This is a genomic window from Solibacillus daqui (genome assembly GCF_028747805.1).
Lineage (GTDB): Bacteria > Bacillota > Bacilli > Bacillales_A > Planococcaceae > Solibacillus > Solibacillus daqui.
Map to the genome: position 1 here is coordinate 3605329 of NZ_CP114887.1, position 26287 is coordinate 3631615.

The 26287-nt window shown below is 37.7% G+C and carries 23 protein-coding genes; 4 read left to right on the forward strand and 19 right to left on the reverse strand.

Annotated features, from left to right (window positions below; genetic code table 11):
* Nucleotides 1–1017, reverse strand: a complete 1017-nt coding sequence (locus O7776_RS17700; protein WP_274308252.1) for an NAD-dependent epimerase/dehydratase family protein — start codon at nt 1015–1017, stop codon at nt 1–3.
* An 80-nt stretch (nt 1018–1097) separates the two neighbouring features.
* Between O7776_RS17700 and O7776_RS17705 the strand changes: the two genes are divergently transcribed.
* Nucleotides 1098–2393, forward strand: a complete 1296-nt coding sequence (locus tag O7776_RS17705; RefSeq protein ID WP_274308253.1) for a helix-turn-helix domain-containing protein — start codon at nt 1098–1100, stop codon at nt 2391–2393.
* Nucleotide 2394: 1 nt separating this feature from the next.
* Here O7776_RS17705 and O7776_RS17710 read toward each other — a convergent pair whose 3' ends face one another.
* From O7776_RS17710 to O7776_RS17725, 4 genes are all read right to left on the reverse strand, one after another.
* On the reverse strand, nt 2395–3222 hold the full coding sequence (locus O7776_RS17710; protein WP_274308254.1) for a Gfo/Idh/MocA family oxidoreductase: 828 nt from the start codon (nt 3220–3222) through the stop codon (nt 2395–2397).
* Nucleotides 3223–3232: 10 nt separating this feature from the next.
* A complete protein-coding gene (locus tag O7776_RS17715) occupies nt 3233–4036 on the reverse strand; it encodes a carbohydrate ABC transporter permease (protein WP_274308255.1) in 804 nt (267 codons plus the stop codon).
* A 24-nt stretch (nt 4037–4060) separates the two neighbouring features.
* Entirely contained in the window at nt 4061–4990 is a 930-nt protein-coding gene (locus O7776_RS17720; RefSeq protein WP_274308256.1) for a carbohydrate ABC transporter permease, read from the reverse strand.
* A 69-nt stretch (nt 4991–5059) separates the two neighbouring features.
* Entirely contained in the window at nt 5060–6382 is a 1323-nt protein-coding gene (locus tag O7776_RS17725; RefSeq protein WP_274308257.1) for a sugar ABC transporter substrate-binding protein, read from the reverse strand.
* A gap of 189 nt (nt 6383–6571) precedes the next feature.
* Between O7776_RS17725 and O7776_RS17730 the strand changes: the two genes are divergently transcribed.
* Nucleotides 6572–7192, forward strand: a complete 621-nt coding sequence (locus O7776_RS17730; RefSeq protein WP_274308258.1) for a YesL family protein — start codon at nt 6572–6574, stop codon at nt 7190–7192.
* On the forward strand, nt 7189–8097 hold the full coding sequence (locus O7776_RS17735; protein WP_274308259.1) for an alpha/beta hydrolase: 909 nt from the start codon (nt 7189–7191) through the stop codon (nt 8095–8097). The genes O7776_RS17730 and O7776_RS17735 overlap by 4 nt, the downstream gene beginning before the upstream one ends.
* Before the next feature lie 69 nt (nt 8098–8166).
* Here O7776_RS17735 and O7776_RS17740 read toward each other — a convergent pair whose 3' ends face one another.
* The 14 genes from O7776_RS17740 to O7776_RS17805 form a co-directional block, all read right to left on the reverse strand.
* The gene (locus tag O7776_RS17740) at nt 8167–9039 is read right to left on the reverse strand and encodes a GNAT family N-acetyltransferase (protein ID WP_274308260.1); all 873 of its coding nucleotides are present in this window, start codon (nt 9037–9039) and stop codon (nt 8167–8169) included.
* Nucleotides 9026–10225, reverse strand: coding sequence for an N-acetylglucosamine-6-phosphate deacetylase (gene nagA, locus O7776_RS17745; RefSeq protein ID WP_274308261.1), 1200 nt, complete (start codon nt 10223–10225; stop codon nt 9026–9028). The genes O7776_RS17740 and nagA overlap by 14 nt, the downstream gene beginning before the upstream one ends.
* A gap of 165 nt (nt 10226–10390) precedes the next feature.
* Nucleotides 10391–11836: an Asp-tRNA(Asn)/Glu-tRNA(Gln) amidotransferase subunit GatB gene (gatB, locus tag O7776_RS17750; RefSeq protein WP_274308262.1), complete on the reverse strand. Its 1446-nt coding sequence runs from the start codon at nt 11834–11836 to the stop codon at nt 10391–10393.
* A gap of 1 nt (nt 11837) precedes the next feature.
* Nucleotides 11838–13301: an Asp-tRNA(Asn)/Glu-tRNA(Gln) amidotransferase subunit GatA gene (gene gatA / locus O7776_RS17755; RefSeq protein WP_274308263.1), complete on the reverse strand. Its 1464-nt coding sequence runs from the start codon at nt 13299–13301 to the stop codon at nt 11838–11840.
* A gap of 17 nt (nt 13302–13318) precedes the next feature.
* The gene (gene gatC, locus O7776_RS17760; protein ID WP_274308264.1) at nt 13319–13609 is read right to left on the reverse strand and encodes an Asp-tRNA(Asn)/Glu-tRNA(Gln) amidotransferase subunit GatC; all 291 of its coding nucleotides are present in this window, start codon (nt 13607–13609) and stop codon (nt 13319–13321) included.
* 209 nt (nt 13610–13818) lie between these two features.
* Nucleotides 13819–14994, reverse strand: coding sequence for a CamS family sex pheromone protein (locus O7776_RS17765; RefSeq protein WP_274308265.1), 1176 nt, complete (start codon nt 14992–14994; stop codon nt 13819–13821).
* A gap of 18 nt (nt 14995–15012) precedes the next feature.
* Nucleotides 15013–17010: an NAD-dependent DNA ligase LigA gene (ligA, locus tag O7776_RS17770; protein ID WP_274308266.1), complete on the reverse strand. Its 1998-nt coding sequence runs from the start codon at nt 17008–17010 to the stop codon at nt 15013–15015.
* A 13-nt stretch (nt 17011–17023) separates the two neighbouring features.
* On the reverse strand, nt 17024–19276 hold the full coding sequence (pcrA, locus tag O7776_RS17775) for a DNA helicase PcrA (protein ID WP_274308267.1): 2253 nt from the start codon (nt 19274–19276) through the stop codon (nt 17024–17026).
* A gap of 51 nt (nt 19277–19327) precedes the next feature.
* The gene (gene pcrB, locus O7776_RS17780) at nt 19328–20020 is read right to left on the reverse strand and encodes a heptaprenylglyceryl phosphate synthase (RefSeq protein ID WP_274308268.1); all 693 of its coding nucleotides are present in this window, start codon (nt 20018–20020) and stop codon (nt 19328–19330) included.
* Between the two features lie 170 nt (nt 20021–20190).
* Nucleotides 20191–20505, reverse strand: a complete 315-nt coding sequence (locus tag O7776_RS17785; RefSeq protein ID WP_241370251.1) for a YerC/YecD family TrpR-related protein — start codon at nt 20503–20505, stop codon at nt 20191–20193.
* Between the two features lie 19 nt (nt 20506–20524).
* A complete protein-coding gene (locus O7776_RS17790; protein WP_274308269.1) occupies nt 20525–21586 on the reverse strand; it encodes a DUF3048 domain-containing protein in 1062 nt (353 codons plus the stop codon).
* Between the two features lie 26 nt (nt 21587–21612).
* On the reverse strand, nt 21613–23343 hold the full coding sequence (locus O7776_RS17795; protein ID WP_274308270.1) for an adenine deaminase C-terminal domain-containing protein: 1731 nt from the start codon (nt 23341–23343) through the stop codon (nt 21613–21615).
* Between the two features lie 380 nt (nt 23344–23723).
* Nucleotides 23724–23921 carry a hypothetical protein gene (locus O7776_RS17800; RefSeq protein ID WP_274308271.1) on the reverse strand — a complete coding sequence of 66 codons (198 nt, stop codon included), beginning with the start codon at nt 23919–23921 and terminating at the stop codon, nt 23724–23726.
* A gap of 483 nt (nt 23922–24404) precedes the next feature.
* On the reverse strand, nt 24405–25397 hold the full coding sequence (locus O7776_RS17805; RefSeq protein WP_274308272.1) for a hypothetical protein: 993 nt from the start codon (nt 25395–25397) through the stop codon (nt 24405–24407).
* Nucleotides 25398–25644: 247 nt separating this feature from the next.
* Between O7776_RS17805 and O7776_RS17810 the strand changes: the two genes are divergently transcribed.
* The gene (locus O7776_RS17810; RefSeq protein WP_274308273.1) at nt 25645–26280 is read left to right on the forward strand and encodes a BMQ_0737 family morphogenetic spore coat protein; all 636 of its coding nucleotides are present in this window, start codon (nt 25645–25647) and stop codon (nt 26278–26280) included.
* Nucleotides 26281–26287 lie beyond the last annotated feature (7 nt).

The following is a 26287-nucleotide window of genomic DNA, read 5'->3' on the forward strand; positions in this document are numbered from 1 at the left end:
TTAATACGCCCCTTTTCGTTCTTGAAAATGCGTTGGTTTATTTAGTGTAGCACCATCTGCTTGCACCCAGTTCGCCACTAAATCTAACATTTGCTCTAATGTCACACGTGGATAACCAAACAATTTATGTGCATGAGATGCCGTATTTAACAGTGCAGTTGGCTGTTCTTCACCAACAATTTTTGCCTCTTTGCCAAAGCGCTTCGCAAATTCTTTTGTTAACCAACGTACAGATAATGTTTCTGGACCCGTTACATTTAAAATTTTCACTGGTGATTCACAATGTAATAATGAACGAATGGCATATTCATTTGCATCGCCTTGCCAAATCACGTTGACACTTCCCATCGTGACATCAACGGGCTCATCGTTGTATACGGATTTTGCAATTTCTAATAAAACGCCATAGCGTAGATCAATCGCATAGTTTAATCGGAACATTACCATTTTTGTTTGGAAGCGATTTGAAAAGTTCGTGAAAATTCGTTCGCGTCCTAATGTTGACATCGCATATTCTCCAATTGGAACAGGTGTTACATCTTCTGCACAGTTGCCCGCTGTTACAGGTGTGAATGGATAAATATTTCCTGATGAAAAGACGACAATATTAGAATTTTTATATTTATCAGCAACACGACCCGGCACATACGTGTTCATCGCCCATGTAAAATGCTCATTATTGATTGTACCGAATTTATTTCCTGCCATAAAAATAACGTTTGGCACATCTGGTAATTGAGCTAGTTGTGCTTCATCTAGTAAATCGCAAGTGATTGTTTCAATCCCAGCGTCTTCTAATTCTTGCTTCATTTCTTGATTCGAAAATCGCGCAACACCGATAATACGCTTCTCTATGTCTGCCTCTTGTACAGCACGTTTCGCCATTTTCGCTAATGTTGGTCCCATCTTGCCAGCGATTCCTAAAATTAATATGTCACCATCTATTTTTTTCATATCCTCTACAAGCGCTGCAGAAGGTCTCGTCATAAATTCTTCCAATTTTTCAATCGTTTGCATAACAAACACTCCTATACAATTTGAATATTATTACATTTTTTCGTAGAATTGTTATAGTACAAAGTCTTGGAGGCGCTAACATGACAAATCACAACACACTATATACCTCTCAAAGTTTAGTAGCAATTATTAGTCCTGAAATGATGCTCCCCGCTATTAAAGAATCTTTGCGAGGATTTCCAAGTATCCAAGCACAGTATTTTATACTGCATGATTCGTTACTAACAGAGGAATTAATAACATTTATTACACAATACGAAATGCTGGTAATTGCCGATCCTTTTATCTATCACCAACTAAAAAACTATGATTCTTCATTGAAGTTATATCAACTAAATAGCCGAGCAATCCAGCTTTATCAGTTGCTATTAACACATCAAATTACAAAAGAAGAAAAGTCGTACAGCTTTGATTTCATGCAAGAAAGTGATATTTTGGCGATTACGCATCAGCTTCACCAAAAAATCGATTATGTTTTTTCAACAGATGTAGCAATTGAACAAATTGTTGAAAATCATATTTCTTATGCCAAACAAGGTTATCACCCCGTCACTACTGTTGCAGCCGTATATGAAAAATTACAGTCTTTAAATTTAGCTAGTGACTATTTAATTCCTACAAAGCAGGAAATGATTGTCGCATTTGAACGCGTACTCCTTGCAAGTAAAAGTCGGCAAAATAAGGAGAATCAAATTGTTTATGGTATTATCCAATTTGAAGCAATTGCGTCGCAAGATCATTCAAAAGTGAAGCAAATTTTGCAACAGTTTTCTCAACAAATGGATGGACACCTTATTACGCTAAATCCTTTGCAATATAGCTTTATTACGACACGCGGCCAATTCGAGCGCGAAACGCTTGGCTACAAACACTTACCGCTTCTTTCTCAGTTCAAAGAAGAACTACATATTAATTGTACGATTGGTATTGGCTTTGGTATAAATGCCTATGAATCTGGACGCCATGCAAAGCAAGCGCTTTACCAAGCTAATGATAATGGTCCAAATGTCTGTTATATTGTCCGTGAAGATAGCCGTGTCATCGGTCCCATTGATACGACCGTCTTTATTAACTACGAACAATACCCTTTAGCTATTACCGATTTGCAGTTACTAGAACGTGCCGAAAAGGCTGGCATGTCTGCATCGTATATTTCAAAATTAATGGGACGAATTACAAAGCATCAAAAATATATTTATACAGCAGAGGAATTAGCCCAAACATTGAATATTACGTTACGCAGTGCGAATCGCATCTTGCTAAAATGGTTGGATGCAGGGCTAGTCGATATTATTGGCGAGGAAAAAGTAGCCCATCGAGGTCGCCCGAAGCGCATCTATTTCATGCAGTTTTTAGAAGAACTTAAAAATCAGTAATTCATTTTGCATGCTGTGTCATCTTTTCAAGGATACGAATAATTTGAAGTGTTTCGGCTAATGCGATCGGGCTTTGTTTTGTCATGAAAAATCGTTCCATTTCATCTATGAGTCGATCATAAAAATGCAAATCACCTTCTGCAATTGTGTACATTTCACTCAATGATGAGGTATGTGTCACAAATTGAAAGCTTTGACGATTTTGTAAATAGCCGCGAATGGTTGAAACTGTATCATCTTCAAATCGTACCGTAATGAAATGCTGCTGTTGATGATTATGTACCGAAACATCCTTTATCGGGATTTTCTTTAATACACATATCATTTCTAATGCATGAATTCCGTAATAAAAATAATCATTTGGTTCGAGCATCGGGAGCGGAGCACTAATATCCACCGCCTCGATGCATTTATTTTTTACTGCTTGTACAGGATCTGCAAAGCGTAAAGCGGAACTACTCATTAATGGAATCGCTTGTTCACTTGCCAGTTTTATAATGGCAATCGCCTCTACGCTATTTTGTGCGAATGGCTTATCAATAAAGACAGGCTTTTTGCATGAAACAAGCTGCTTGAATTGTTCGAAATGCTGTGTCGCATCAACAGAAGTAATTATGAATGCGTCACACTGTGTTTGCATTTGCTCCAGCGTTTCTACAAAAGGTATACCGATTTGCTGCATTTGTGCGGAAATCGTGTCAATCCTTGTTTTACTAAATGCAATGGTAGATCCACCTTGATACGCAATGATTTGATGTCCTTTTGCTAGCAGTCGCTCAGAAAAAGCTACTGCATGAGACGAATCCGTTCCAATGATTCCAATTTTCATCCAATGCCTCCTATTTAATACCTGACATTGTGATTCCTTCCGTGAAATAACGTTGGAAGAAAATAAAGATTAAAAATGTCGGAATAAATGAAATCGTTGCTCCGGCCATTTCAACACCGAAGTTTCCTTCTTTCCCAAGCATTGAAGCAAGGCCGACTGTTACTGGGAACATTTTTTCATTCGTTAAGTAAATTAATGGTTGGAATAAATCATTCCAATTTGAAATGAAGGCAAATGTACCAACCGTTGCGATGACCGGAAATGATAGTGGAAAAATAATTTTAAAGAAAATTTGCCAGTCATTTGCTCCATCAATGTACGCCGCTTCCTCCAAATCTTTCGGAATCCCTTGTAAAAATTGACGAACTAAAAATACACCCATAATCGCCCAAAGCTCTGGAACGATTAGTGCCCAATACGTATTAATCCAACCAAAATCAGCGAACATAATGTATTTAGGAATAATAAATAGCTGCTGTGGAATCATAATAACCGCCATGAAAATCCAGAAAATTGTTTCTTTCCCCCAAAATTGCTTTTTTGCAAAGATATATCCAAGAAGGGCGGCAAAAAGCATTTGTGTAATTACTGGAATAATCGTAATGACGATAGAGTTCCAAATCCAGCGAATAAAAATACCATTTGTAAAAATCGTTACATAGTTTTGTATAGAAGGATCCGTTGGTAGCCAGAATAGTGGATCAATTTGTGCTTGCTTAACTTCTTTTAATGAACCAAACACCATTACAACGAATGGTAAAATGAAGATAATTGCCAAAATTGCTAACGCTGTATACGAGATTATTTTTTTCATTTATCTGCTCCTCCCCGCACCAGCTTAATAATGATTTGGGTCTTTCCCAATGTATTTTCGTTGGATTAACGAAATAATTAAAATGATGAAGAATAATACATAAGACAATACAGCTGCGTAGCTTAAATTTAAGCTCGTAAAACCTTGGTGATATAAGTAATACACAATTGTTGTCGTTGCATAGTTAGGTCCACCATTTGTTAATAAGAACGCCGAATCGAAAATTTGGAATGAACCAATTGTCGTTGTAATCGCCACATAAAAGTGAATTGGCTTTAACATTGGGAATGTTACTTTCCAAAAAGTCTTCCAGGAATTCGCTCCATCAATACGAGCCGCTTCATATAAATGACGGTCGATTGATTGTAATCCAGCATAGTAGTAAATCATCGTTGTACCGGCTACTTTGAATATACTTAGCCCAGCTAATACGATAAGCGCTTGTGAAGAGCTCGACAAAAATAGCTGTGGATCAATTCCAGCAAAACCAATTAAGTAGTTAATGAAGCCATCGTCTGTACCACGGAATAACCAGCCCCAAATACCTGCAATAATTACGAACGATGTAACTACCGGTAGGAAGAATAATCCTTTAAAGAAGCCTGAAAACTTGACACCTGAACTAATAATTAACGCTAATACTAAGCCTAACGCCATAGTAGGTACTATATAGTAGATGGAAAATTTCACTGTATTCCATATTGCTTTCCACGCGATTTCATCATCTAATAATGTTTTCCAATGTTTTAGCCCTACGAATTCAGGGTCGCCAATTATTTTCCAATCATGGAAAGTTAAATAAAAACTTAACGCAAACGGGTAAACTTGAAAGATAATAAAGTGAATAATAACAGGAATGAGCACGACATAGACTAATAGATTTTTGTTAAATTCACGCTTAATTTTAGCACCGAGCGACTGCTTATTCTCCTGTTTAGATGTTGTAGCGTTCACGTGTCTCACCCTTTCTGGACATTAAGTAAGGAGAGAGTTTGATCACTAAGACCAAACTCTCATTATTTGTTATTTGTTAATTAACTTATCAATTGCATCTGCTGACTTATCTGCAGCTTCTTGAGGCGTTTGTTTACCTTCTAACATTGCTTGAATTTCAGCTTGAACTAGAGGCATAATATTACGTCCTTCTGGGTGAATAACACCTGGTTTTGCATATTTCGTGTATTCTGATAATTGCGCCATGAATGGCTGTGCCTCGAAAATGTCTTTCGCTTCATCACGAGTTGGAATGTATTGTGTAATGTTGTTGAATGTACGTTGGTTTTCAGCATTTGTTATATATTTCATAAATTCTGCAGCTGCTTCTGGATTTTTAGAAATCGCAGAACCTACGAACATACCTACAGTACCATATGTTAATTGCTCAGCATCTTTTAATGGTGGAGCAATAACAAATTCGAATGGTTTTTCAGCTAATAGGTAGTTTACTGAGATACCAGAACCGTTTACTGCTAATAATTTTCCGCCGTAGTATAGAGAATCATGTTCTAAAGCTGTAATTGAATCTTGTGGAATCCAACCTTTTGTATACATTTCGTTAATTAACTCGAATGCTTTTACTGATTCTGGTGAGTTAATTAAAATGTTGTTATCTGCATCAATTACATTCCCGCCAGCTTGCCACAAGAATGGATAGATTGTGTTGTTTAATGAACCACCACCAGCATAAGAGAACGCATAGTAACCCGCTGCTTTTGCTTTTTCTGCTAATGCTTTAAACTCATCCCAATTCGTAGGTAAGCTGTTTTCATCAACACCAAGCTCCTTTAAAATATCTTTGTTATAAATTAAAGATTCAGCTGTTTGTAAAATTGGCATACCATATTGTTTGCCTTTCCAACTTGTTGCTTCAATCGCTGTTGGGACAAATCCACTTAATTCTTCTTGGGATACATATTGTGAAATATCTAAAATTAATTGTTGTTCTGCGTATTGTGGCATTTGGTCTGGAATAACGTAGAATACGTCTGGACCTTGGCCAGCTGCTAACGCTGTTAAGATTTTTTGATCACGGTTTGCCCATGGAATTTGTTCAAAGTTTACTTTTACGCCTGTGTCAGCTTCAAAGTTTGCTACTAAGTCTTTCCACATATCGCCTTCACCAGTTGTACCATCTGTATATGGATGTGCCCATACCGTAATTTCTCCCGATAATTTTGATGCATCTCCGTTGTTTGTGTTAGCGCTTCCATTATCAGTCGTACCACTCGATGAATTATCTGATCCATTTGAAGTATCTTCCATGTCATCGTTACATGCTGCCATAACAACTGAAATAACTAGAACTAAGAATAATAGCCCGAACTTTTTAAAAATAGAATTTTTCATTATGAATCCCCCTTATTTATAAAATAATTAACCCCTTACTCAAAATAACATTTACTGAATTTGTAATTGCTATTTTTTTCAGACTACAAAAAATTCTATCCTAACTCAAGTCCATTAAAAGTCCTTAATTTGATTTTTATTATTTTTCTGAAAATATATTTTATAATAAAGTGTAAAGGAGGGCATTATATGACATTTTGGGAAGGTTTTCATACCTTAGGTGTAAAGCTATTAAAAATTGTGTACCTAAATTTTTTATGGCTGTTCTTTTCGATGCTTGGATTTTTTATATTTGGGCTTTTTCCAGCAACGATTGCCCTATTTACCGTTATCCGTCAATTATTACGTGAAGTTGAAAAACCGATTTCACAAACATTCTGGCAAACTTATAAAAAAGAATGGCTACGTGGAAATGGTTATGCTGCAATCAGTTATGTAGTCATCGCTATTTTAGCAATTGATTTTTACGCGATTTATTCATTTGAGTTTTTAACGATTTTGCTCATTCCAACAATGATCATTGCTTTTCTCGTTTTCGGGACACTGTGCTTCTTTTTCCCAGTGTATGTTCATTTTGAGCTATCATTCTTCACAACAATTAAACAAGCATTTTTATTTACATTAACTTCACCTTTCACGGTATTATTAAATGCTTGTATAGTGTTGTTGATGTATGGCGTCTTTAATCTACTTCCGGGGGCCATTCCATTATTTGCAGGCAGCGTGCTTAGCTACTGCATGATGCAATTTTCAATGCGTGCCTTCAAAAAAATTGAACAAAAGAAATTAAAAGAGGCGGTTTCTACATGAACGGTTTACATCCAGAACTGGTGACAATTTACGAAAATAAATTAAACAATACCGTTACTTTTGAGCAATTTATTGCCAATCGTTCGTTCACTCATTTTTCGGAGCAGCCGATTGATACGAATGGTTGCGTCATCGAGGAAATCATGCTTGATAAACTTCGTGTCATTTACATAAAGCCAAAACAGGCACATAAAAATGCACCATGCTTCATTTGGTTTCATGGGGGCGGAATGGTATTCGGAAATCCAGATGATAGCATTTCGTATTTGCTTGATTTTGTTCATAAGTTCCAAGCAGTTGTCCTTATACCGCAATACCGATTAGCCCCGGAACATCCTTATCCTGCAGCATTAGAAGATGGCTATAACATGCTTCTATGGGCAAATAAACAAGCGCAAAGCTTAAAAATAAACCGCGAGAAAATTATTGTTTGTGGTGGGAGTGCAGGTGGAAATTTAGCATTAGCTGTGACATTAAAAGCACGCGATGAACAAGGACCATCTATTGCTGGGGTATTGCCGTTGTATCCAATGCTTGATTGGCAAACTCGCCCATTCCATAAGCAATTTACTTCTCCTGGTCTTTGGAATGTAGAGAAAAATGAAAAAAGTTGGATGGCCTATTTGAAAAACTGCCAAAAAGTGCCGCCATATGCATCACCATTTTATGCCGCATTGCATGAGTTACCGCCAATTTATACGTTCATTGGCACACATGACCTATTTTTTGAAGAGGTTTGTGAATTTGTTGAGAAGCTAAATAATTCGAAAACGACTATTATATTTGATATTTATGAAGGCTGCTTCCACGGCTTTGATTTAGAAAATGTTCCAATTGCGAAAACAGCCAAAAAAAGGTTGTTGGACGTGACGGAGGAGATATTAAATAAGGTTGTGACTAAATAAACATACACTAATAAATACAATTTTTCTCCGCGGTGAAAAATTGTATTTTTTTGTCTCTAACTCATTTTCTCATGCTAATCCGCTATATGGATATAACACATCATTTGGATAGTGGAGATTACTTTGTTCCTTCACAAACATCGCGCCCTCATCCTGGAAAATTCCTTGCTGTACGGGTACTTTTAAATTTTCAGGAGTAAAACATAATTCGACCATTTTTTCCTGAATCGGTAAACTTTCAATAATCTCTAGTAAATCAACATATTGTTTTGAAATAACATCAATGAGTTGGAAATACCCGTTCTGCTCCTTTGCAATCACAAAAGCATTGAATTTCGGTACGTAATAAATGGCATCCTTATATTGTGTTAATGCATGGAACATGACAATATTTTCATTTTGTAACATGCTCATTTTCGAGCTAATTGGCATACGGTGTTTCGTCGTTTCGTAAAATAATTTACGAGCAGCTTCATCCGAAATATCTACTTTTTTTACTTCCGTCGGCTGCAGATTTAAATCCTTCGTTTCGATCATAAATGTTGCTTGTCTACGTGTTTCAAAGCCGAATTTCGGATAAAAATTAAGCACGGTTTCGTTCGCAAATAAGTAAATAATTGCAGCATCTGCTGTATCTTCTATCACTTTCTCCATCAGCTTTCGAGATAAGCCTTGTCCCTGAAACGCTGAATTCGTCATAACTGTTCCAATTTGAATGGCTTGATATGTTTTTCCTTCTACTAGCATCGTCCCAATATTTGCAGATACATTGGCTACAATTCTCCCATCCACTTCAAAAGCATACGGACAATACGTGTTATCCCAATAGCCTAAAGCGTCCCAATGTTCAAATTCAAGGTCAAATGTCTCTTTCGCTAATTGAAGAAAGCTTTGTTTCAGTTGAACATTATTACGAATTGCCTCACCTTTAATGAAATTCATTTAATAACCTCTTTTTCAATTTTGTATTTTGATAGACTATTTTTCCTTCGCAAACTGTTAGTACAACTTCCTCTTGTTCGTTTAAGACATATAAATCGGCATCTTTTCCAACAGCAATGGAGCCTTTATCATTAGCAAGCCCTAAAAGTTTTGCACTATTTGTTGCAGTTAATTTTGCTAATGTAACATCCGATAATTTAAGCCATTGTTTCATATTTTTGCGAGCTAAATTTAAATTAAGTGTACTGCCTGCTATATTTTCTTTCCCCACTAACTTACATAGTCCATTTTCCACCTGCACTTGTTGTCCACCTAAATCATAAATACCATCCGACAAATCGGCCGCACGCATACTATCAGAAATTAAAATCATCCGTTCTTCACCCACTGTATCAAATAAAAAGCGGATCATTTTCGGGTGGATATGATACCCATCTGCAATGATTTCAATCATACTATCACTTTGTAGCAGCGCAATTTGCAATCCAGGCTCGCGATGATGAATTGCACGCATCCCATTGCTAAAATGTGTGGCATTTTGAATAAGCTGCTTATTTAATACTGTTTGTGTTTGTTCGAACGTAGCATCTGAATGACCAATTGATCCAACAATCTGCTTTGATTTAAAATAATTACATAGTGAATGGTCTTCGTCTAATTCCGCTGCAATCGTTACAAGCTTAATCGTTTGTTGCGCTGCTTGCTCGATTTGGGTAAATAGCTCAACTGAAGGCTTTATAATAAATTGATCGGACTGTGCCCCTTTTTGAATCGGGTTGATAAACGGTCCTTCTAAATGGATACCAATTATTTTTGCGCCATTTACCTGTTCTTTATTTTGTGCAATCGTTTGTACGACTGATTTTACTAATTCAACATCGGCAGTCATTGTTGTAGCTAAAAAACTCGTTACACCATATTTAGCAAGTGATGTACTAATGGTTTGTAAGCTTTCACCCGTTCCATCCATCGCATCGGCACCCGCTATACCATGAATATGCTGATCAATCATGCCGGGCATTAGTTTAAAATTAGGCTCTGCATGCACAATCTCACAGTCAGCTGGTAGCTGCTTTGCATCACAGATTTGACAAATTTTTTTGCCTTCAATGACAACGTATTGATTTTCTAATATTTGTTGCTCTGTCACAATTTGTAACGGACCTATCCCCCATATTTTTTCCATTTCCCCATCTCCCCTTGTTGAAGCTATTTTACTTAATGATGTTTGCTCATTTCATTTCCAATTATTAACTGATTCAATACTATCTATCAAGTGTTTCATAGCAAAAATATTTTTTCGTCAAAAAAACGACAGCCTATTTTTAGACTGTCGTTGCATAGAGAAGAATTAACGTTTATTTAATTCTTCCATTAAAATTTGGTTTGTTAATTGTGGATTTGCTTGACCTTTTGAAGCTTTCATAATTTGGCCAAGAAGCGCTTTAATTGCACGCTCGTTACCGCCTAAGAAATCTGCTACTGATTTTGCATCGTTATCAAGAACTGTTGTAACGAAGCCACGGATTACTTCTGGATCAGAAATTTGAACTAAGCCTTTTTCTTTCACGATTTTCGCTGCGTCGCCACCGTTTTCAACAAGTTCAGTGAATACTTTTTTCGCGATTTTAGAAGAAATTGTGCCATCAGAAATTAACTTGATCATACCTGCTAAGTTTTCTGGTGTTAATGCTGTATCTTTTAACTCTTTCTGCTCAGCATTTAAGTACGCAGAAATATCACCCATTAACCAGTTCGCCGCTAATTTCGCATCTGCACCAGCAGCTGCTGTTGCATCGAAGAAATCAGAAATCTCTTTGTTAACAACAAGTACGTTTGCATCATACTCTGTTAAGCCTAACTCAGAAATGTAGCGTTCTTTACGTGCATCTGGTAATTCAGGAATTGATTGACGTACGCGCTCAACCCACTCGTCAGAAATCGAAAGACGTACTAAATCTGGCTCTGGGAAGTAACGGTAATCGTCCGTACCTTCTTTAACACGCATTAAAATTGTTTTACCTGTTTTTTCGTCATAACGACGTGTTTCTTGCTCGATTTCACCACCGCTAGAAAGTACTTGTGCTTGACGAATTTCTTCGTGCTCAAGACCTTTACGTACGAAGTTAAATGAGTTTAAGTTTTTAAGTTCTGCTTTTGTACCGAATTCTTCTTGACCATATGGACGTAAAGAAATGTTGGCATCACAACGTAATGAACCTTCCTCCATACGCACGTCTGATACGCCTGAATATTGGATAATTGATTTTACTTTTTCAAGGTATGCATATGCTTCGTCTGGCGTGCGGATGTCTGGCTCAGAAACAATTTCAACAAGTGGCGTACCTTGACGGTTTAAGTCAACTAAAGAGTAGCCATCTGCGTGCGTTAATTTACCTGCATCTTCTTCCATGTGAAGACGTGTAATACCTATTTTCTTTTTATAACCTGGTGTTTCACCTTTAGCTGGAATTTCGATTTCAACCCAACCATTTTTACCGATTGGCTTATCAAATTGTGAAATTTGGTAAGCTTTCGGATTATCTGGATAGAAGTAGTTTTTACGGTCAAACTTTGTCTCTTGTTCGATTTCCATATTTAATGCTAAAGAAGCGCGCATCGCATAGTCTACTACTTCTTTATTTAATACTGGTAAAACGCCTGGATAACCAAGGTCAATTACAGTAGTGTTTGTATTAGGCTCAGCACCAAAGTGGTTTGGTGAAGCTGAGAAAATTTTAGACTTAGTTTTTAATTCCACGTGAATTTCTAAGCCGATGACTGTTTCAAAGTTCATATTATTTTACCTCCCATAGCGCTGGAGTTTGTGTGTTAAAGTCTGTTTGTTGCTCATACGCATAAGCAACGCGGTAAAGTGTTTCCTCGTCGAAGTGTTTACCGATAATTTGTAAACCTAATGGTAAGCCATTTTCGAATCCACATGGGATCGAAATCGCTGGTACACCCGCTAAGTTAATAGGAATCGTTAAAATATCGTTTGCGTACATTGTAAGTGGATCATCTACGTTTGCACCAATTTCGAATGCTGGTGTTGGCGCAGTTGGTCCAATAATTACGTCATAGTTTTCGAAAACTGTGTCGTAATCTTGTTTGATTAATGTACGTACTTGTTGTGCTTTTTTGTAGTAAGCATCGTACGTACCTGCTGATAATGAGTACGTACCAAGCATGATACGACGTTTTACTTCGTCACCGAAGCCTTCAGCACGTGTGTTTTTGTAAAGCTCTAATAAGTTTTTCGCGTTGTCTGTGCGGTAACCGTAACGAATACCATCGAAACGAGAAAGGTTAGAAGAAGCTTCTGAAGATGAAAGAATGTAGTAAGCTGCTAATGCGTATTTAGAGTGTGGTAAAGAAACCTCTTCTACAGTAGCGCCTTGAGCCTTTAATACTTCTAATGCATCAAGAACGGATTGTTTCGCTGCTTCGCCAACGCCTTCACCAAGGAATTCTTTTGGCACAGCGATTTTTAAGCCTTTGATGTTACCATCTAAAGCTGCTGCGTAGTTAGGCACTGGTACGTCAGCTGATGTTGAGTCCATTTCGTCTACGCCTGAGATTGCTTCTAAAAGTAATGCGTTATCTGTAACATTGCGTGTAATTGGTCCGATTTGGTCTAAAGAAGATGCGAATGCAACTAAACCAAAACGAGATACACGACCATATGTAGGTTTCATCCCTACAACACCACAGTAAGCTGCTGGTTGACGGATTGAACCACCTGTATCAGAACCTAATGAGAATGGTACTTCACCTGCTGCTACTGCAGCTGCAGATGCACCTGAAGAGCCACCTGGTACGTGTTTTGTATTCCATGGATTTTTCGTTGTTTTGAATGCTGAGTTTTCATTTGAAGAACCCATCGCAAATTCATCCATGTTTAATTTACCAATTGTAATCATGCCCGCATCGCGTAATTTTTTCACGATTGTCGCATCATAAATTGGCATGAAGCCTTCTAGGATTTTAGAAGCACAAGTCGTTTCTAAACCTTCAGTTACGATGTTATCTTTAACCCCGATCGGCATACCGAATAATGGGCCGCGCTCCTCGAAAGGAACTTTATCTAATTCTGCAGCTTTTGCAGTTGCTTGTTCTTTATTTAATGCTAAGAAAGCTTGTACATCGCCGTCTAACTTTTCTACACGGTCAAATGCTTCTTTTGTTAAGTCCGCAATTGTTAGTTCGCCAGACTTTAAGCTCTCTTGTAATTGTGCTGATGTGCGCTCAAATACTGTCATGCGTTCATTTCCTCCTATTACTCCATAATTGATGGTACTTTAATTTGACCAGTTTCTTGTTCTTTTACATTTAGCATTACTTTTTCGCGTGATAAACCTTCTTTTGCTACGTCTTCGCGAAGTACGTTTACTAATGGTAAAACGTGAGAAGTAGGCTCTACGTTTGTTGTATCTAATTCATTTAACTGCTCTGCGAAGTCAGTAATTTTACCTAATTGTTCAGCAAATTTCTCTGCTTCTTCTTCTGTGATGGCAAGACGAGCTAAATTCGCTACGTGTTTTACTTCTTCTTTTGATAATTTTGCCATTTGTTACACCTCCAAAATTCGTTTAGACCATGCTTATTATCATATCATTTTTCACTCTAAAAATCTGCGCTTCACTTAAAAATTAACGAAAGAGACGCATCACGTAGATGTTTTTTCGTCAAATTAATGCATTAGTGAAGTGAAGTGTATTTTCTCTTAACAAAGCAAAAATACCACGCTACTTTAAGCATGGTATTTTTGCACAAAATTTACTCATAAATATGCACAAACGGCTCGTCATTGTTTGGTTCTTTAATAATTAAGACTTCTGGTCCGTTTACCGATGTAATGCTGACCGTAATATGCAGATCAAGTGGTAAATGGCTGAGCATTAAGCCTGTCAAATATTGTGTAAAGCCTGTAATTTCAGCTGTTCCATAAAATTGGATTGGAATTTCAATATCAAGCTTTTGAATTTTTTTATTTTGATAGAAGCCTGTTGCAAATATACTAGTAAAGTTTGAGAAGTACTTATCAACATCTTGCTTAAAGTTCATAAATTTTGTGTTCATGTCACGGTATACATCATCAGGCGAATTCATTGGGAATGTGACATATTTTTCGTTAATGTCCTCCCAATCACCTAATGCTGTTTTACCACTATCAGCAAAGTTATACGTCAAATATGAACCTGGAACAATTGAATTACGTTCTTCCTGTTTAAAGAGGGCCACTGTAATCGGAATATCCGCTAATTCTGAACGTGCGCGTAATCGGTTAACAACCTCTTGTGCAATCTTTTTACCTTCTTTAATCAGCTCATCTTCGGGAATTTTTTGTTCATAAAACTCACCGTATTGCTCTTTTTGATAATAGTAAACTGAGTTTAATGCAAGACCAATAGACATCCCTGCAAGCTTTACTTTATTATCATCTGTTTTAGTTAAATAATTTTGCTCGATGATGTGTGCTAAATAAACAGGTGCTTCCGTTGCTCTAACCGTTGCTTCCATTTCTTCACCTGTTTTTTCATCAATACTTGATGGATTTAAACCTTGATATTCAGGGCCTTTATCCGTTGTTTGATTTGGACGAGCTAACCAATATTTTAGCGTTTCTTCATCTAAATATTGGCCTTCTTGGAAATAATATTTTTCTGTGTCGAAGAAATTTTGAGAAATACGCATTAAGCCGGTTTCGACTTCTTTCATATCATATTTCGTATAAATATTCGAAACGACTAACCCACGACTTGCGCTTTCCTTGTAAGGAATTAGCGTACGATAAGATTTATCGCTAATTTGCATGTTTGGGATAATCGTAGTTTCCACCTGTTGAGTAGAGTCCGATTCCTGTGTGAGCTCTGTTTCAGGTGTAATTTTTGGTGTACACGCTGATAGCATCACAGCTGCAATCATCGCCGGTATCCAGCGGTAACGTTTCATGAGAACAAGTCCCCTTTACTATAGTAATTGGTCGATTAGGCGTAGTTCATCCCAAATTTCAATGCCGAGACTTTGCGCCTTTTCAAGCTTTGAGCCGGCATCTTCACCTACGATAACAAGATCGGTTTTTTTACTTACACTCCCTGCTACAATTCCACCTAACTGTTCTATTTTCGCCTTTGCTTCGTTACGTGTCAATTGCTGTAGTTTTCCTGTAAGTACAATTGTTTTTCCGGCAAATGGGTTAGTACCCACTTCCACAACTACTTTTTTGCCTTTGTATGTCATATTAATGCCGCGGTCTTTTAGGCGGTTGATTAATTCCTGAATTTGCTCATTTGCAAAATATGCTACTACTGATTCTGCCATTTTATCGCCAATTTCGTGAATATCCTTCAGTTGCTCGACTGTTGCTAGCATTAATGCATCCATCGTTTCAAAGTGTTCTGCTAAAATTTTCGCTGCCTTCTCCCCAACGTGACGAACACCTAACCCAAATAATAAACGCTCGAGTGAATTGTCCTTGGATTTGGCAACAGCATCTACTAAGTTTGTTGCAGATTTTTGTCCCATACGTTCTAGGTTTACAAGCTGCTCGATCGTTAAATCATAAAGACCTGACACATCTTGAATATAGTTTTCACGCAGTAACTGCTCTACTACTTTTTCACCTAGCCCATCAATATTCATCGCATTACGCGATACGAAATGCTTCACGCCCTCTGCAATTTGTGCTGGACAAAGCGGGTTCACGCAGCGTAATGCTACGTCTGTTTCGATTCGTACTACTTCTTCGTCACAAGCCGGGCAGTGTGTGGGCATTTGATAAGGTATCGCATCTTCTGGACGCTGTTCTACGATGACACCAACTATTTGCGGAATGATATCGCCTGCTTTACGCACAATGACCGTATCCCCAAGGCGAATATCCTTTTCACGAATTAAGTCTTCGTTGTGCAGTGAAGCACGGCTAACCGTTGTTCCTGCAACAAGTACAGGCGTTAAGATCGCAGTTGGTGTTATTACACCTGTGCGGCCTACTGTTAGTTCAATATCTATAAGCTTTGTCACAACTTCTTCTGCTGGGAACTTATAAGCAATTGCCCAGCGCGGTGATTTTGCGGTAAAGCCTAATTCATCTTGCTGTGCATAAGCATTTACCTTAATAACAATGCCATCAATTTCATAAGCTAAATTTGGGCGTGCCTCTGTCCACTTTTCTATAAACGCTAAAACGTCGTCAATTGTTTCACAGTATTCACGTTCTTTATTAGAAGGGAAACCTAAGTTTTCTAAGTACTTCAGCATCTCCCAATGACCAGCCATACCGTAACTCTCACCGTCGCCACCAATCGAATAAATAAATGTTGATAAATTACGGCTGGCGGCAATTTTTGGATCTAGCTGTCGTAGTGAGCCTGCTGCGGCATTACGTGGGTTGGCAAATAATTCTTCGCCGTTTTCGATACGACGAGTATTTAATTGTTCAAACGATTTTTTCGGCATATACGCTTCCCCACGTACTTCGATTGTTACCGGTTTTTTTAATCGTAGTGGAATGGCTTTAATCGTTTTTAAGTTCGCTGTAATATCCTCACCAACAGAGCCATCACCACGCGTTGCCCCTTGTACAAACACACCGTTTTCATAGCGTAGTGAAATCGCTAAACCATCGATTTTCAATTCACACACATACGAATAATTTGAACCGATCGCTTGAGCAATTTTTCGGTCAAAGTCGCGTAAATCTGCTTCATTAAAGGCATTCGATAAACTTAGCATCGCCGTTTGATGTGTTACTTTTTGGAAGCCCTCAAGTACCGCGCCACCAACACGTTGCGTAGGAGAGTCTACATAAATAAATTGTGGATTCGCTTCTTCTAGCGCAATTAACTCATGTAGTAGCTGATCGTACACGCTATCTTCTACAAGTGGCTTATCTTCTACATAATACGCATAGCCATATTCATGAAGTAGCTTATTTAGCTCCGCAATTCGTTGTTCAATTTCATTCATTAAGTTTTTCCTCCTAAGCCTTTGTAATCGGTGCGAACTTTGCAAGCAATCGTTTAATTCCTGTTGGTGCTGGGAATGCGATATCTAGTTCCATTCCGTCACCCTCCCCTTTTACACTGACGACCATACCTATGCCCCATTTACCATGAGATGCTTTGTCGCCAACCTTCCAGTCAAACTGATTGCCACCAGTAGAATTTAAGCGGGAAATTTGTGAAGATGGCTTTTGTATTTCGCCAAGTGAGCGCGCGCGATCGTAGCGGTTTGAAGAAAACGGTAATGAGCTATCGCGGTAGCTATTTGCGTTACTGCGTGTTACTTGTTCTATTACTTCTTCATCAATTTCACGTAAAAAGCGGGACGGAGCATTGTAGCCTGTACGACCAAAAATCGTACGTGATCCTGCACAAGTTAAATACAAACGCTGTTCTGCACGCGTTGCTCCTACGTACATTAAACGGCGCTCCTCAGCCATTTCTTCTTCATTTTCAAGTGAGCGTGAATGTGGGAAAATATTTTCCTCCATTCCAATAATGAACACAATCGGAAATTCTAGCCCTTTCGCTGCGTGCATTGTCATTAATATAATAGAGCCTTTCTTTTGCTCTTCTTCATCTAATGTATCAATATCCGCGACAAGTGCTAAATCAGTTAAAAATGCGACTAATGATTGGTCTTCACTACGCGCTTCAAACGCTTGTGTGACAGTTAAAAACTCTTCAATATTTTCTAAACGGCTTTCCGCTTCAATGGACTTCTCACCTTTTAGCATTTGGCGGTAGCCTGATTTTTCGAGTACTTCTTCTACGATTTCAGTCACAGAAAGCTCTTGCTGTCGCTCACTTAATGAACGAATCATATTGTAAAATGCTTCAGCTGATGCGGCCGCCTTGCCTGTTAAGCCCATAAACACTAGCTCGCCCATCGCGTCAAAAATCGAACGGTCTTGTTCTAGTGCATAGCCAAGCATCTTATCGAATGACGTAGCACCAATTGAACGCTTTGGCTCATTAATAATGCGAGCTAACGATAAGTCGTCGTCATTGTTTGCAATTAAACGTAAATAAGCAAGTAAGTCTTTAATTTCTTTGCGGTCGTAGAATTTTGTACCTCCCACGATTTGATAGTTCATATTCGATTTCACAAGTACATCCTCGATTACACGCGACTGAGCATTTGTGCGATAAAGTATAGCAAAATCGTCTAACTTATAGTTATCCCCTTGCATCAACTTTTGTATTGTGCGCACAACGTATTGCGCTTCGTCCTGCTCATTGCCCGCCTTATAAAGCTGCACTTTTTCACCTTCAGGATTATCTGTACGTAGAACCTTTTTATAGCGATTTTTATTATTTTTAATAACGCTATTCGCTGCTTGTAAAATACGTTGTGTCGAACGGTAATTCTGCTCAAGCATAATGACTTTCGCGTCTTTGTAGTCTTTTTCAAACGATAAAATATTTGTAATATCGGCACCACGCCAACGATAAATCGATTGATCCGAATCCCCTACCACGCAAATATTGCGGAACTTTTTCGCTAGCATTTGAACTAATAAGTATTGTGTTTTGTTTGTGTCCTGATACTCATCAACATGAATATACTGGAACTTATTTTGGTAAAATTCTAATACGTCTGGCGCTTCTTTAAATAAGCGAATTGTTAGCATAATTAAATCATCAAAATCGACACTTTGATTTTGTTTTAGGCGTTTTTGATAGCCTTTATACACTTGCGCCACAATTTTTTCGAATGGATTATGCGGGTTCATATTGGTTTCGAACCCACTTGCCGTAATGCATTCATTTTTCGCGGAGCTAATCGTATTCAAAATTGCACGTGGATCGTATTTTTTCGGGTCGATATTGTCCTGCTTTAAAATGTTTTTAATAACAGTTAACTGGTCAGAGCTATCTAATATCGAGAAGCTCTTTGAGTAGCCGATACGGTCGATATTGCGACGTAAAATACGCACACACATCGAGTGGAATGTCGATACCCACATGCTTTCTGTCGTACCGTTTCCTAAAATGCCATCAATACGCTCACGCATTTCGCGCGCCGCCTTGTTTGTAAATGTAATCGCTAAGATTTTTGATGGATATACTTCACGTTCAACGACTAAATACGCGATACGGTGCGTTAGTACACGTGTTTTTCCTGAGCCAGCACCCGCCATAATCAATAGCGGGCCTTCTGTAGTTTTTACTGCTTCGGCTTGCTGTGAATTCATGCCTGTCAGTAAATTTTTTGCTATGTGCTCCATACCGCAACCTCCTATAAAAAGAACGTTCGTTCCCATTTGTTCTATTGTAATTTATTTTACTGTATTTTTCACGGCTTGTACTGTTTTTAATGCAGCTTTTAAATCATCATAAATAATATTGCCAACTACAACTGTATCTGCATAAGCTGCCATCTCTTTAGCCTGTTCTACCGACGTAATGCCTCCACCGTAAAACAGCTTTGTATTTTCTAGTACTTCGGCAGTAGCCTTCACCATCTCGACATCACCATATGCACCACTATATTCTAAATAGAAAATTGGTAGTTTGAAATAATTTTCTGCCATGCGTGCATAAGCAACAACATCATCTTCGGTTAAATCTGTCTTGGCACTCGTTACTTGTGCCACTTTGCAATCTGGATTTAGTACACAATACCCTTCAGCAACAAGCTCTTCCCAAATTAGAACATCGCCAAATTCTTTTATTGCTTCATGATGTAAATCTTTCACCCATTTAGTATCGGTACTATTTAATACTGAGGGAATGAAGTAAAAATCATAGCCAGCCGAGATGCTTTCGACATCAGAAATTTCAAGCGCAACCGGCACAGAATAACGTCGCACACGTACTAATAAATCAAGCACGCCATCAAGCGTAACATCATCCGTACCACCTACTAAAATCACATCTGTACCCGATTCACAAATTTGCTCTAACGCCTCATCTGAAATTTCCTTCGCAGGGTCTAATTTAAACACATGACGCCAAGATAAATAATCCATTTTAATTTCCACCTATCTCTAAAATTTATATTAACGTTTTTAAGTCATTTCTTTATAATTGCGACTATCTAATAGTATAACGAATCTAAGAAAAATATTAAAAGACTGAGCGAATAAATTTGCTCAGTCTTTTAAGCCTAATCCTATTATTTATATGGATGAGCTGTTTGTTACTTTGAAGTAAATGGCTTTTCATCTGGATAAAGACGACCAAGCATTTCATCATAAGTATCATTACCGTAATCGAAGCAGCGACGAACGCGTGAAATCGTTGCTGTTGAAGCACCTGTTTCTTTTTTGATTGTCTCATACGTTTTCTTTAAACGTAATAAATGTGCTACTTCAAAACGCTGTGCTAATGATTGGATTTCACTAATCGTGCATAAATCATCAAAAAATTTATAGCATTCCTCAATATCTTTTAATTCTAGAACCGCTTTAAATAACTGATCTGTTTGATGACCGCGAATCTTTTCAACCTGCATGTAGCCCACCATTCCCTCTCTACTCTGAATATGTAACAGCCGTCGTTAAGCCTGGTGTTGTTGGCACAAAATGAATCCACGTATTCCCTGGTACGAGCTTCACATCTGTCCCATCTTCTTCTACAGCGACTAACAAACCGTCTGCATTTTTCCATTTCACTTCACGCACTGTACCAGCTTGTGCTACGTACGCATTGCCGCCACCTGTAATCGTAATATCTCGTCGACCTTCACTATCAATTATTCGGTGTGGCATTTCAAAAAATAGAACATTGGCCAATTCAATCGATTCATTCGTTTCATAATCAATTGTTTCAGCATTTGCTGAATAACGTGTATAACGATTTGTTTCGGCATCATAAACATAATGACTATTGAATGAACCGCCATTATTATATTTCATCGTTACCTCGTTAGCAGTTACTCCTATTTTAACACTATCTTCGGCTTCATAAAATGGATATGACACTTTTTTCTGATAAAGTAATGAAGCCCCTACTTTTTCTGCACCGGCGACTACATTTTCTCCAGTAATATAGGAATTATGAGGTGCTTTTCTTTCAGATGAACGTTTAAAAAACGTGCCATCATATTGCATTCCATTCATATGATCTACTACTTTTCTATCTAACATTGCTTTGGCTTCTGGGCTATAACCATGCGCAATGTAAAAGGCATCTAATCCTGTAGCAATATCAATAAAATACGAACGTGCACTTCGAATAGGTCCAATCGATTCTGGAATTTCGGATTGGTATAACGCTAAAAATCGTGTGACATCCCCTTCTGCCAACATTTCATAAATAACATCCGCAGCAGCAAGTCCTGATTGCGGGCGAGCTTGTGGATGATTATTTATCGTTACTATTATTGGTCTTGTCGTTACTTCTTCTGCAACGCGCTCTCCTGTAAATGGCGTTACATATGGTAACTCTTCGGAAACCTCAAGTTCCTCTTCAATTGTTTCAATTTCATCTTGCTCAGCTTCTTTTACGGGCTCCTGTGCTTGCTCTTTATCGGAACAGCCTGAAATAATAGCTGCACTCAACATTGCGAAAACGAGTAAATTACGTTTTTTCATGCTAACCACCTCCCTAGAATGTTTGATTAACGCATTATGGCCGGTAACATCACCGTATTTTTCATAACATCAAAAATACCGCGCGTCGTAATTCGAATATATGGTAAATGCGTAGATTGTAAAAATAATAGTGTATAGATTGCATCTGAATGATGGTACCCACGTTGCTTTAATGCTTGCTTTAATTCAACTTCCAGAGGGATTAGCTCCTGAACATCACCATCATACACACTACCTGCTAATGCTAACGGAATTTTTACGATAACTTGTCCATCTTCAACAAGCACAATTCCACCGTTCATTTTTTTTAGTTCTTTGAAGGCATGTAGCATTTCATGCATACTTTTCCCAATTAAAATAATATCCCCCGTATTCGAATACGAAGATGCAAAGCCCTTCACATGTGTTGCAAAGCCTTTTATCATCGTATTAATACGCCATTTACCATGACGATCTACAAGCATTAAATAACTTTCGTCATGATTCGTTGATAATACATTATTGTGACCTTGGCCTTTCACACTATAAGGCTTCGTAATAACATCATTGACCATCTCAATTCCGATTGGCATCGAAAATTGGAAGTCAGCTTCATGTAAATCAAAGTCCAATGCTAGTTCGCCAAATACCGATAAGTCTGTTTTTGGGAAAGCATGTGTGTCTACCCCTTCTTTTTTCAACCAAACCCCTTTCGATAAAACTGCTTCTGGAGTTGGTGAAAGTTCGTCTGTTAAAATATTGATATTTGCATAGCGACCTGTTGCAATTAAACCATGTAGATTTGTCATATTGTAATAGCGAGCGACGTTATAAGCTGCCATATTATAGGCATCTACTGGACGTACACCTGCATCAAGTGCGGCACGAATACATTTATCAATCACTCCGTCTTGATGGAAGCTCGGTGTTGAACCATCTGTCGTCATCATTAAATGATCGAATACATCGTAACCCTTATCGACAATAGCCTTTAACAGTTGCGGTAAATCCGGGCGAATCGAAGAATAACGTAGTGTCACCGCATAACCATGCTGCAAACGCATTTCTACATCTTCAATTGTCATCGATTCATGATCACCATCAACACCAAATAAACGCATCTTTGTTAATGTTTTTTCTGATGCTCCCGGTAAATGCCCTTCAATTTTTTTCCCTTTATGCTTGGCTGCCTGAATCCAGTACAACATTTGGTCGTCCCCGCGCATTAGACGTGGCCAGCCCGTAAGCTCTCCGCCCATAATAACATCATGACGCTCAAGCCATTCCATAACTGACGCATTCGAATAAAGCTCTCCCTCATTTTCGAGCTCCGTTTGCGAATCAAAACGGCTCCACCAATAAAAAGAAAACGGCAGCTCACTTAACTCGTCCATAAAAGAAAACGCTTTCTTATTTCCTATAGATGAAACAAACGTCATATTGTCAGAAATAAACGTCGTCGTACCACTTTGTGCACAAAACTTCGCAAAGCTATGTGGATTATAGAGCTGGAACGGGTGCACATGCGGTTCGATATAGCCTGGCACAACCTTTTTCCCTGCTACATCAATTATTTCTGTTCCTTCTATATTAGAGGGCATTTCCTTCCCTACATAAACAATGCGATCATCGGCAATCCAAATGTTGCCTGTCACCCATGTTTTTAGCATGCTATGTAAATAGTTTGCGTTTTGTAGTACTAAATTAGGAGCGGCATGCCCATCAATAATACTAACTTGTTTTCGTATATTATTTATTTTCCATTTAATTTCTGGCATTTTAACGCTCCTTTCAAATTTGAATTGGATGAATTAAATATATTCATATCATTTTTATGCAATTCAACAAATTTTAGATATTTTCTAACATATTTTCATCGTAACATAGCACTTTCCTAAAGCAAAGTATTTGCAAGTAAATATTTGGATAATTTGATGTGTATTCTTTTAATGAAATCGTATGCTAGAAATTATTCATAGAAAAAATGGTAACGAGATATCTCCATTACCATTTTCACTTTTTTATATTTAAGAAATCGTAATACCTCTACTTGCTCCACTAGTAGGATTTACGACTGCAGCAATACCAGTTCCTGAAACAGAAATACCCACTATTTCAGGAAATGTTGTAACAAGAGCTGTAATATTATCTGTCCCTACTAAATTAGCCTTAGTATCTTAATCTTCTTAGCTAGGTGCTGCATTGCTAGATCATGAGCATGATGATGATGATGATGACGATTCACAATGTCTTCTGCGCGATGATGATGATGATGATGATGATTCATGTCTTCTGCGCGATGATGACGATGACGATTCATCATGTCTTCTGCACGATGATGACGATGACGATTCATCATGTCTTCTGCGGTGACAATGGCTATGGCTATGGCTTCCGCAATGACAATGGCCATGGTGCCTAATGTCAGCTGCATTTACTGCTCTAAATGGTCCTAATGAGGAACATGGAGACCCACAATGAACTCTTCTGTGCCTAGAACTACCACTGAAACCGCTATGCATACAATTACACATATTGCTCACCTCCCTTCCCCCCTATTTTATTCATTGAAAAAATAGAGACTAAGGGCAATCAACTAGTAAATTTTTTTAGGAAATTTATCTTTATTCACTTAGTTTATTGTCATACAATGTCCACTCGTTAAGTTAGAAATGGTGTTAACAGTACTTTAGTTTTTAATGAACAAAGCGATGAGAGTGGACGAAGGCAATGAAAGCACATTTAAAGAAGCTACCGCCTACAAAATACAGGAAGCAGCTTCATCAGTAGGCTAGATTATTGTATATGATAGGCCATATTTATATTCCAAGCATAAGTGCTATTTACGGAAAATATTAAAAATCGAGGAGCTCTTCTGTTTTTTACTTTCAACATTTGAAGACTCTAATTGTTTGATTATTTTTTCGGGTGGTGTTTCAGGTGGAGATTGATGTTGTTGTTCTAGCACTATTGTGTCATTGTTAGATTCACTAATAGGCTTATCACTACTAAATGTGTCTGGGTCTGTTTTTTCATTTTCGTGATAGATTGAAGGGGAGTCATTCGTTTTCTCTTCCTCATTTGCAACACTAGTAGAATGGTAACCGTTCACTATATTACTTGTCGGGATATTTCGATTTTCCCCAAAGTTTCTAAATTGAATAGAGGCTTCTTCTAAATTATTCTTATTTAATCCAGTATAAACAGTATTTTGTTGATTATTATTCGATTGATAGTAACTTTGGTCAAAATAATGCCGATCGTTTGGATTTAATATTAATTCAGTTTGATCGACAGACGCAATGTCTTCTTCATTTTTTTGAAGTTCAATAACCTTAGTAGGCAAATTTCGTAACTGAATATACGATGGCTGATAAGGGGCATTAGATGCTTGATCATTTGGAGGTGTTTTATCATCATTACTTTCCGATATACCGTCAACTTTTTTTACTTGAGGTTCTTTTTGGTTAGCCATAGAATCTTTCCCTAGCTTTTCTTCGCTTTTACTTGTTTTTATTTCATTCGAAAATTTTGAAATCTCTTCACTCATCTCTTTGACTGTTTGATTAAGTACGGATAATTGAAGAGCAAATTGTTTAAACTGTTCTTCATATATTTCACTTTGTACATAATGTTTTCCATCGAACGTATTGGTGAAATCTTCAATATTAGATATTTGCATTTTTAGTGCATCAAATTCCCTCTTTATAATTAGATAATCATCAGAGTAATTCCCCATTTTTAATGTCAGTAAAGCACCTCTATATCCTGAAATTTTCTGTTTTAACTTCTCAATTTCGTGAAGAGTAGTATTCGACGAAGAATCTTCCATTGTAATTCACTCCTTTTTAGTACACATCTATATGTATGTTATTGAAGTGAGTTACTGTATGTTACACCGTAAACAATAAGCAGGAATCTTTACTTATTAAGGAATTACTGCTTTCAACAAGATCATTTTTTCCATATTCCCATAATTATTTAAATCCCTTAATCAAACTATTTCTTTGCCTATACAATTAGCTAGGGGACGTCATAATATACAAACGAAAGATAAAATATTTGGAGGTGTTTAAAAAATGCAAGAACAAATGCCATCTCATGCAAAGGAATTAATTTGCATCAATGTCGAAAAAGTTTACGATTGGGTTGTCAAAGATCTGTCATTCGAAATTTTCCCAACGAGTCCAATTAAATTCAAAAATTTACCAGACTGCACAAGAGCGTCTGACGTGGTTAGCGTCACATGCCAAATATGTCCATCATCAACTGATCCTGTTGTTATTAAGAATCGTGAAAATCGTACGTTTACAATTGACGGATCATCCGTTCGCTTACAGCAGCTTACAATTCAAAAGAACTTTGAAGTAACGATCTGTGTTACTCTAACAAATGGAATGACGTACAAAAGCTGCCCTTTCACTTATTCACGCAATGAACATGTTGTAATGTGTGCACCAAAAGGAACAAATGTAGACGTTACTTATACAGAGCTTGACTGCTTCGTATCCTCTACAGGTTCAATAACTAATATTCATGACGATAAAATCACGTTTTCAAATTTAGTGCTGTCAATTTCAGTGTGTCAAAGCATCCAATCTACATTCCCAGTAACAGTCGAGTTTTTAGCAAATTACTGTGAACCAAGAGCAGATATATCATCTACTTGCTCGCCACCTTCTCGACCAGATAATTGTTCGATAGTCTTTCCATAGTATTTGT

Coding starts and splice junctions, on each gene's coding strand:
- gatB (WP_274308262.1), bottom strand. CDS start 11,836: ATGAACTTTGAAACAGTCATCGGCTTAGAAATTCACGTGGAATTAAAA.
- O7776_RS17785 (WP_241370251.1), bottom strand. CDS start 20,505: ATGCAGGTTGAAAAGATTCGCGGTCATCAAACAGATCAGTTATTTAAA.
- O7776_RS17800 (WP_274308271.1), bottom strand. CDS start 23,921: ATGAATCGTCATCGTCATCATCGTGCAGAAGACATGATGAATCGTCAT.
- O7776_RS17790 (WP_274308269.1), bottom strand. CDS start 21,586: ATGAAAAAACGTAATTTACTCGTTTTCGCAATGTTGAGTGCAGCTATT.
- gatC (WP_274308264.1), bottom strand. CDS start 13,609: ATGGCAAAATTATCAAAAGAAGAAGTAAAACACGTAGCGAATTTAGCT.
- O7776_RS17715 (WP_274308255.1), bottom strand. CDS start 4,036: ATGAAAAAAATAATCTCGTATACAGCGTTAGCAATTTTGGCAATTATC.
- ligA (WP_274308266.1), bottom strand. CDS start 17,010: ATGAATGAAATTGAACAACGAATTGCGGAGCTAAATAAGCTACTTCAT.
- pcrA (WP_274308267.1), bottom strand. CDS start 19,276: ATGGAGCACATAGCAAAAAATTTACTGACAGGCATGAATTCACAGCAA.
- O7776_RS17710 (WP_274308254.1), bottom strand. CDS start 3,222: ATGAAAATTGGAATCATTGGAACGGATTCGTCTCATGCAGTAGCTTTT.
- O7776_RS17795 (WP_274308270.1), bottom strand. CDS start 23,343: ATGCCAGAAATTAAATGGAAAATAAATAATATACGAAAACAAGTTAGT.
- O7776_RS17805 (WP_274308272.1), bottom strand. CDS start 25,397: ATGGAAGATTCTTCGTCGAATACTACTCTTCACGAAATTGAGAAGTTA.
- nagA (WP_274308261.1), bottom strand. CDS start 10,225: ATGGAAAAAATATGGGGGATAGGTCCGTTACAAATTGTGACAGAGCAA.
- pcrB (WP_274308268.1), bottom strand. CDS start 20,020: ATGGATTATTTATCTTGGCGTCATGTGTTTAAATTAGACCCTGCGAAG.
- O7776_RS17725 (WP_274308257.1), bottom strand. CDS start 6,382: ATGAAAAATTCTATTTTTAAAAAGTTCGGGCTATTATTCTTAGTTCTA.
- O7776_RS17700 (WP_274308252.1), bottom strand. CDS start 1,017: ATGCAAACGATTGAAAAATTGGAAGAATTTATGACGAGACCTTCTGCA.
- O7776_RS17810 (WP_274308273.1), top strand. CDS start 25,645: ATGCAAGAACAAATGCCATCTCATGCAAAGGAATTAATTTGCATCAAT.
- O7776_RS17735 (WP_274308259.1), top strand. CDS start 7,189: ATGAACGGTTTACATCCAGAACTGGTGACAATTTACGAAAATAAATTA.
- O7776_RS17765 (WP_274308265.1), bottom strand. CDS start 14,994: ATGAAACGTTACCGCTGGATACCGGCGATGATTGCAGCTGTGATGCTA.
- O7776_RS17730 (WP_274308258.1), top strand. CDS start 6,572: ATGACATTTTGGGAAGGTTTTCATACCTTAGGTGTAAAGCTATTAAAA.
- gatA (WP_274308263.1), bottom strand. CDS start 13,301: ATGACAGTATTTGAGCGCACATCAGCACAATTACAAGAGAGCTTAAAG.
- O7776_RS17740 (WP_274308260.1), bottom strand. CDS start 9,039: ATGAATTTCATTAAAGGTGAGGCAATTCGTAATAATGTTCAACTGAAA.
- O7776_RS17705 (WP_274308253.1), top strand. CDS start 1,098: ATGACAAATCACAACACACTATATACCTCTCAAAGTTTAGTAGCAATT.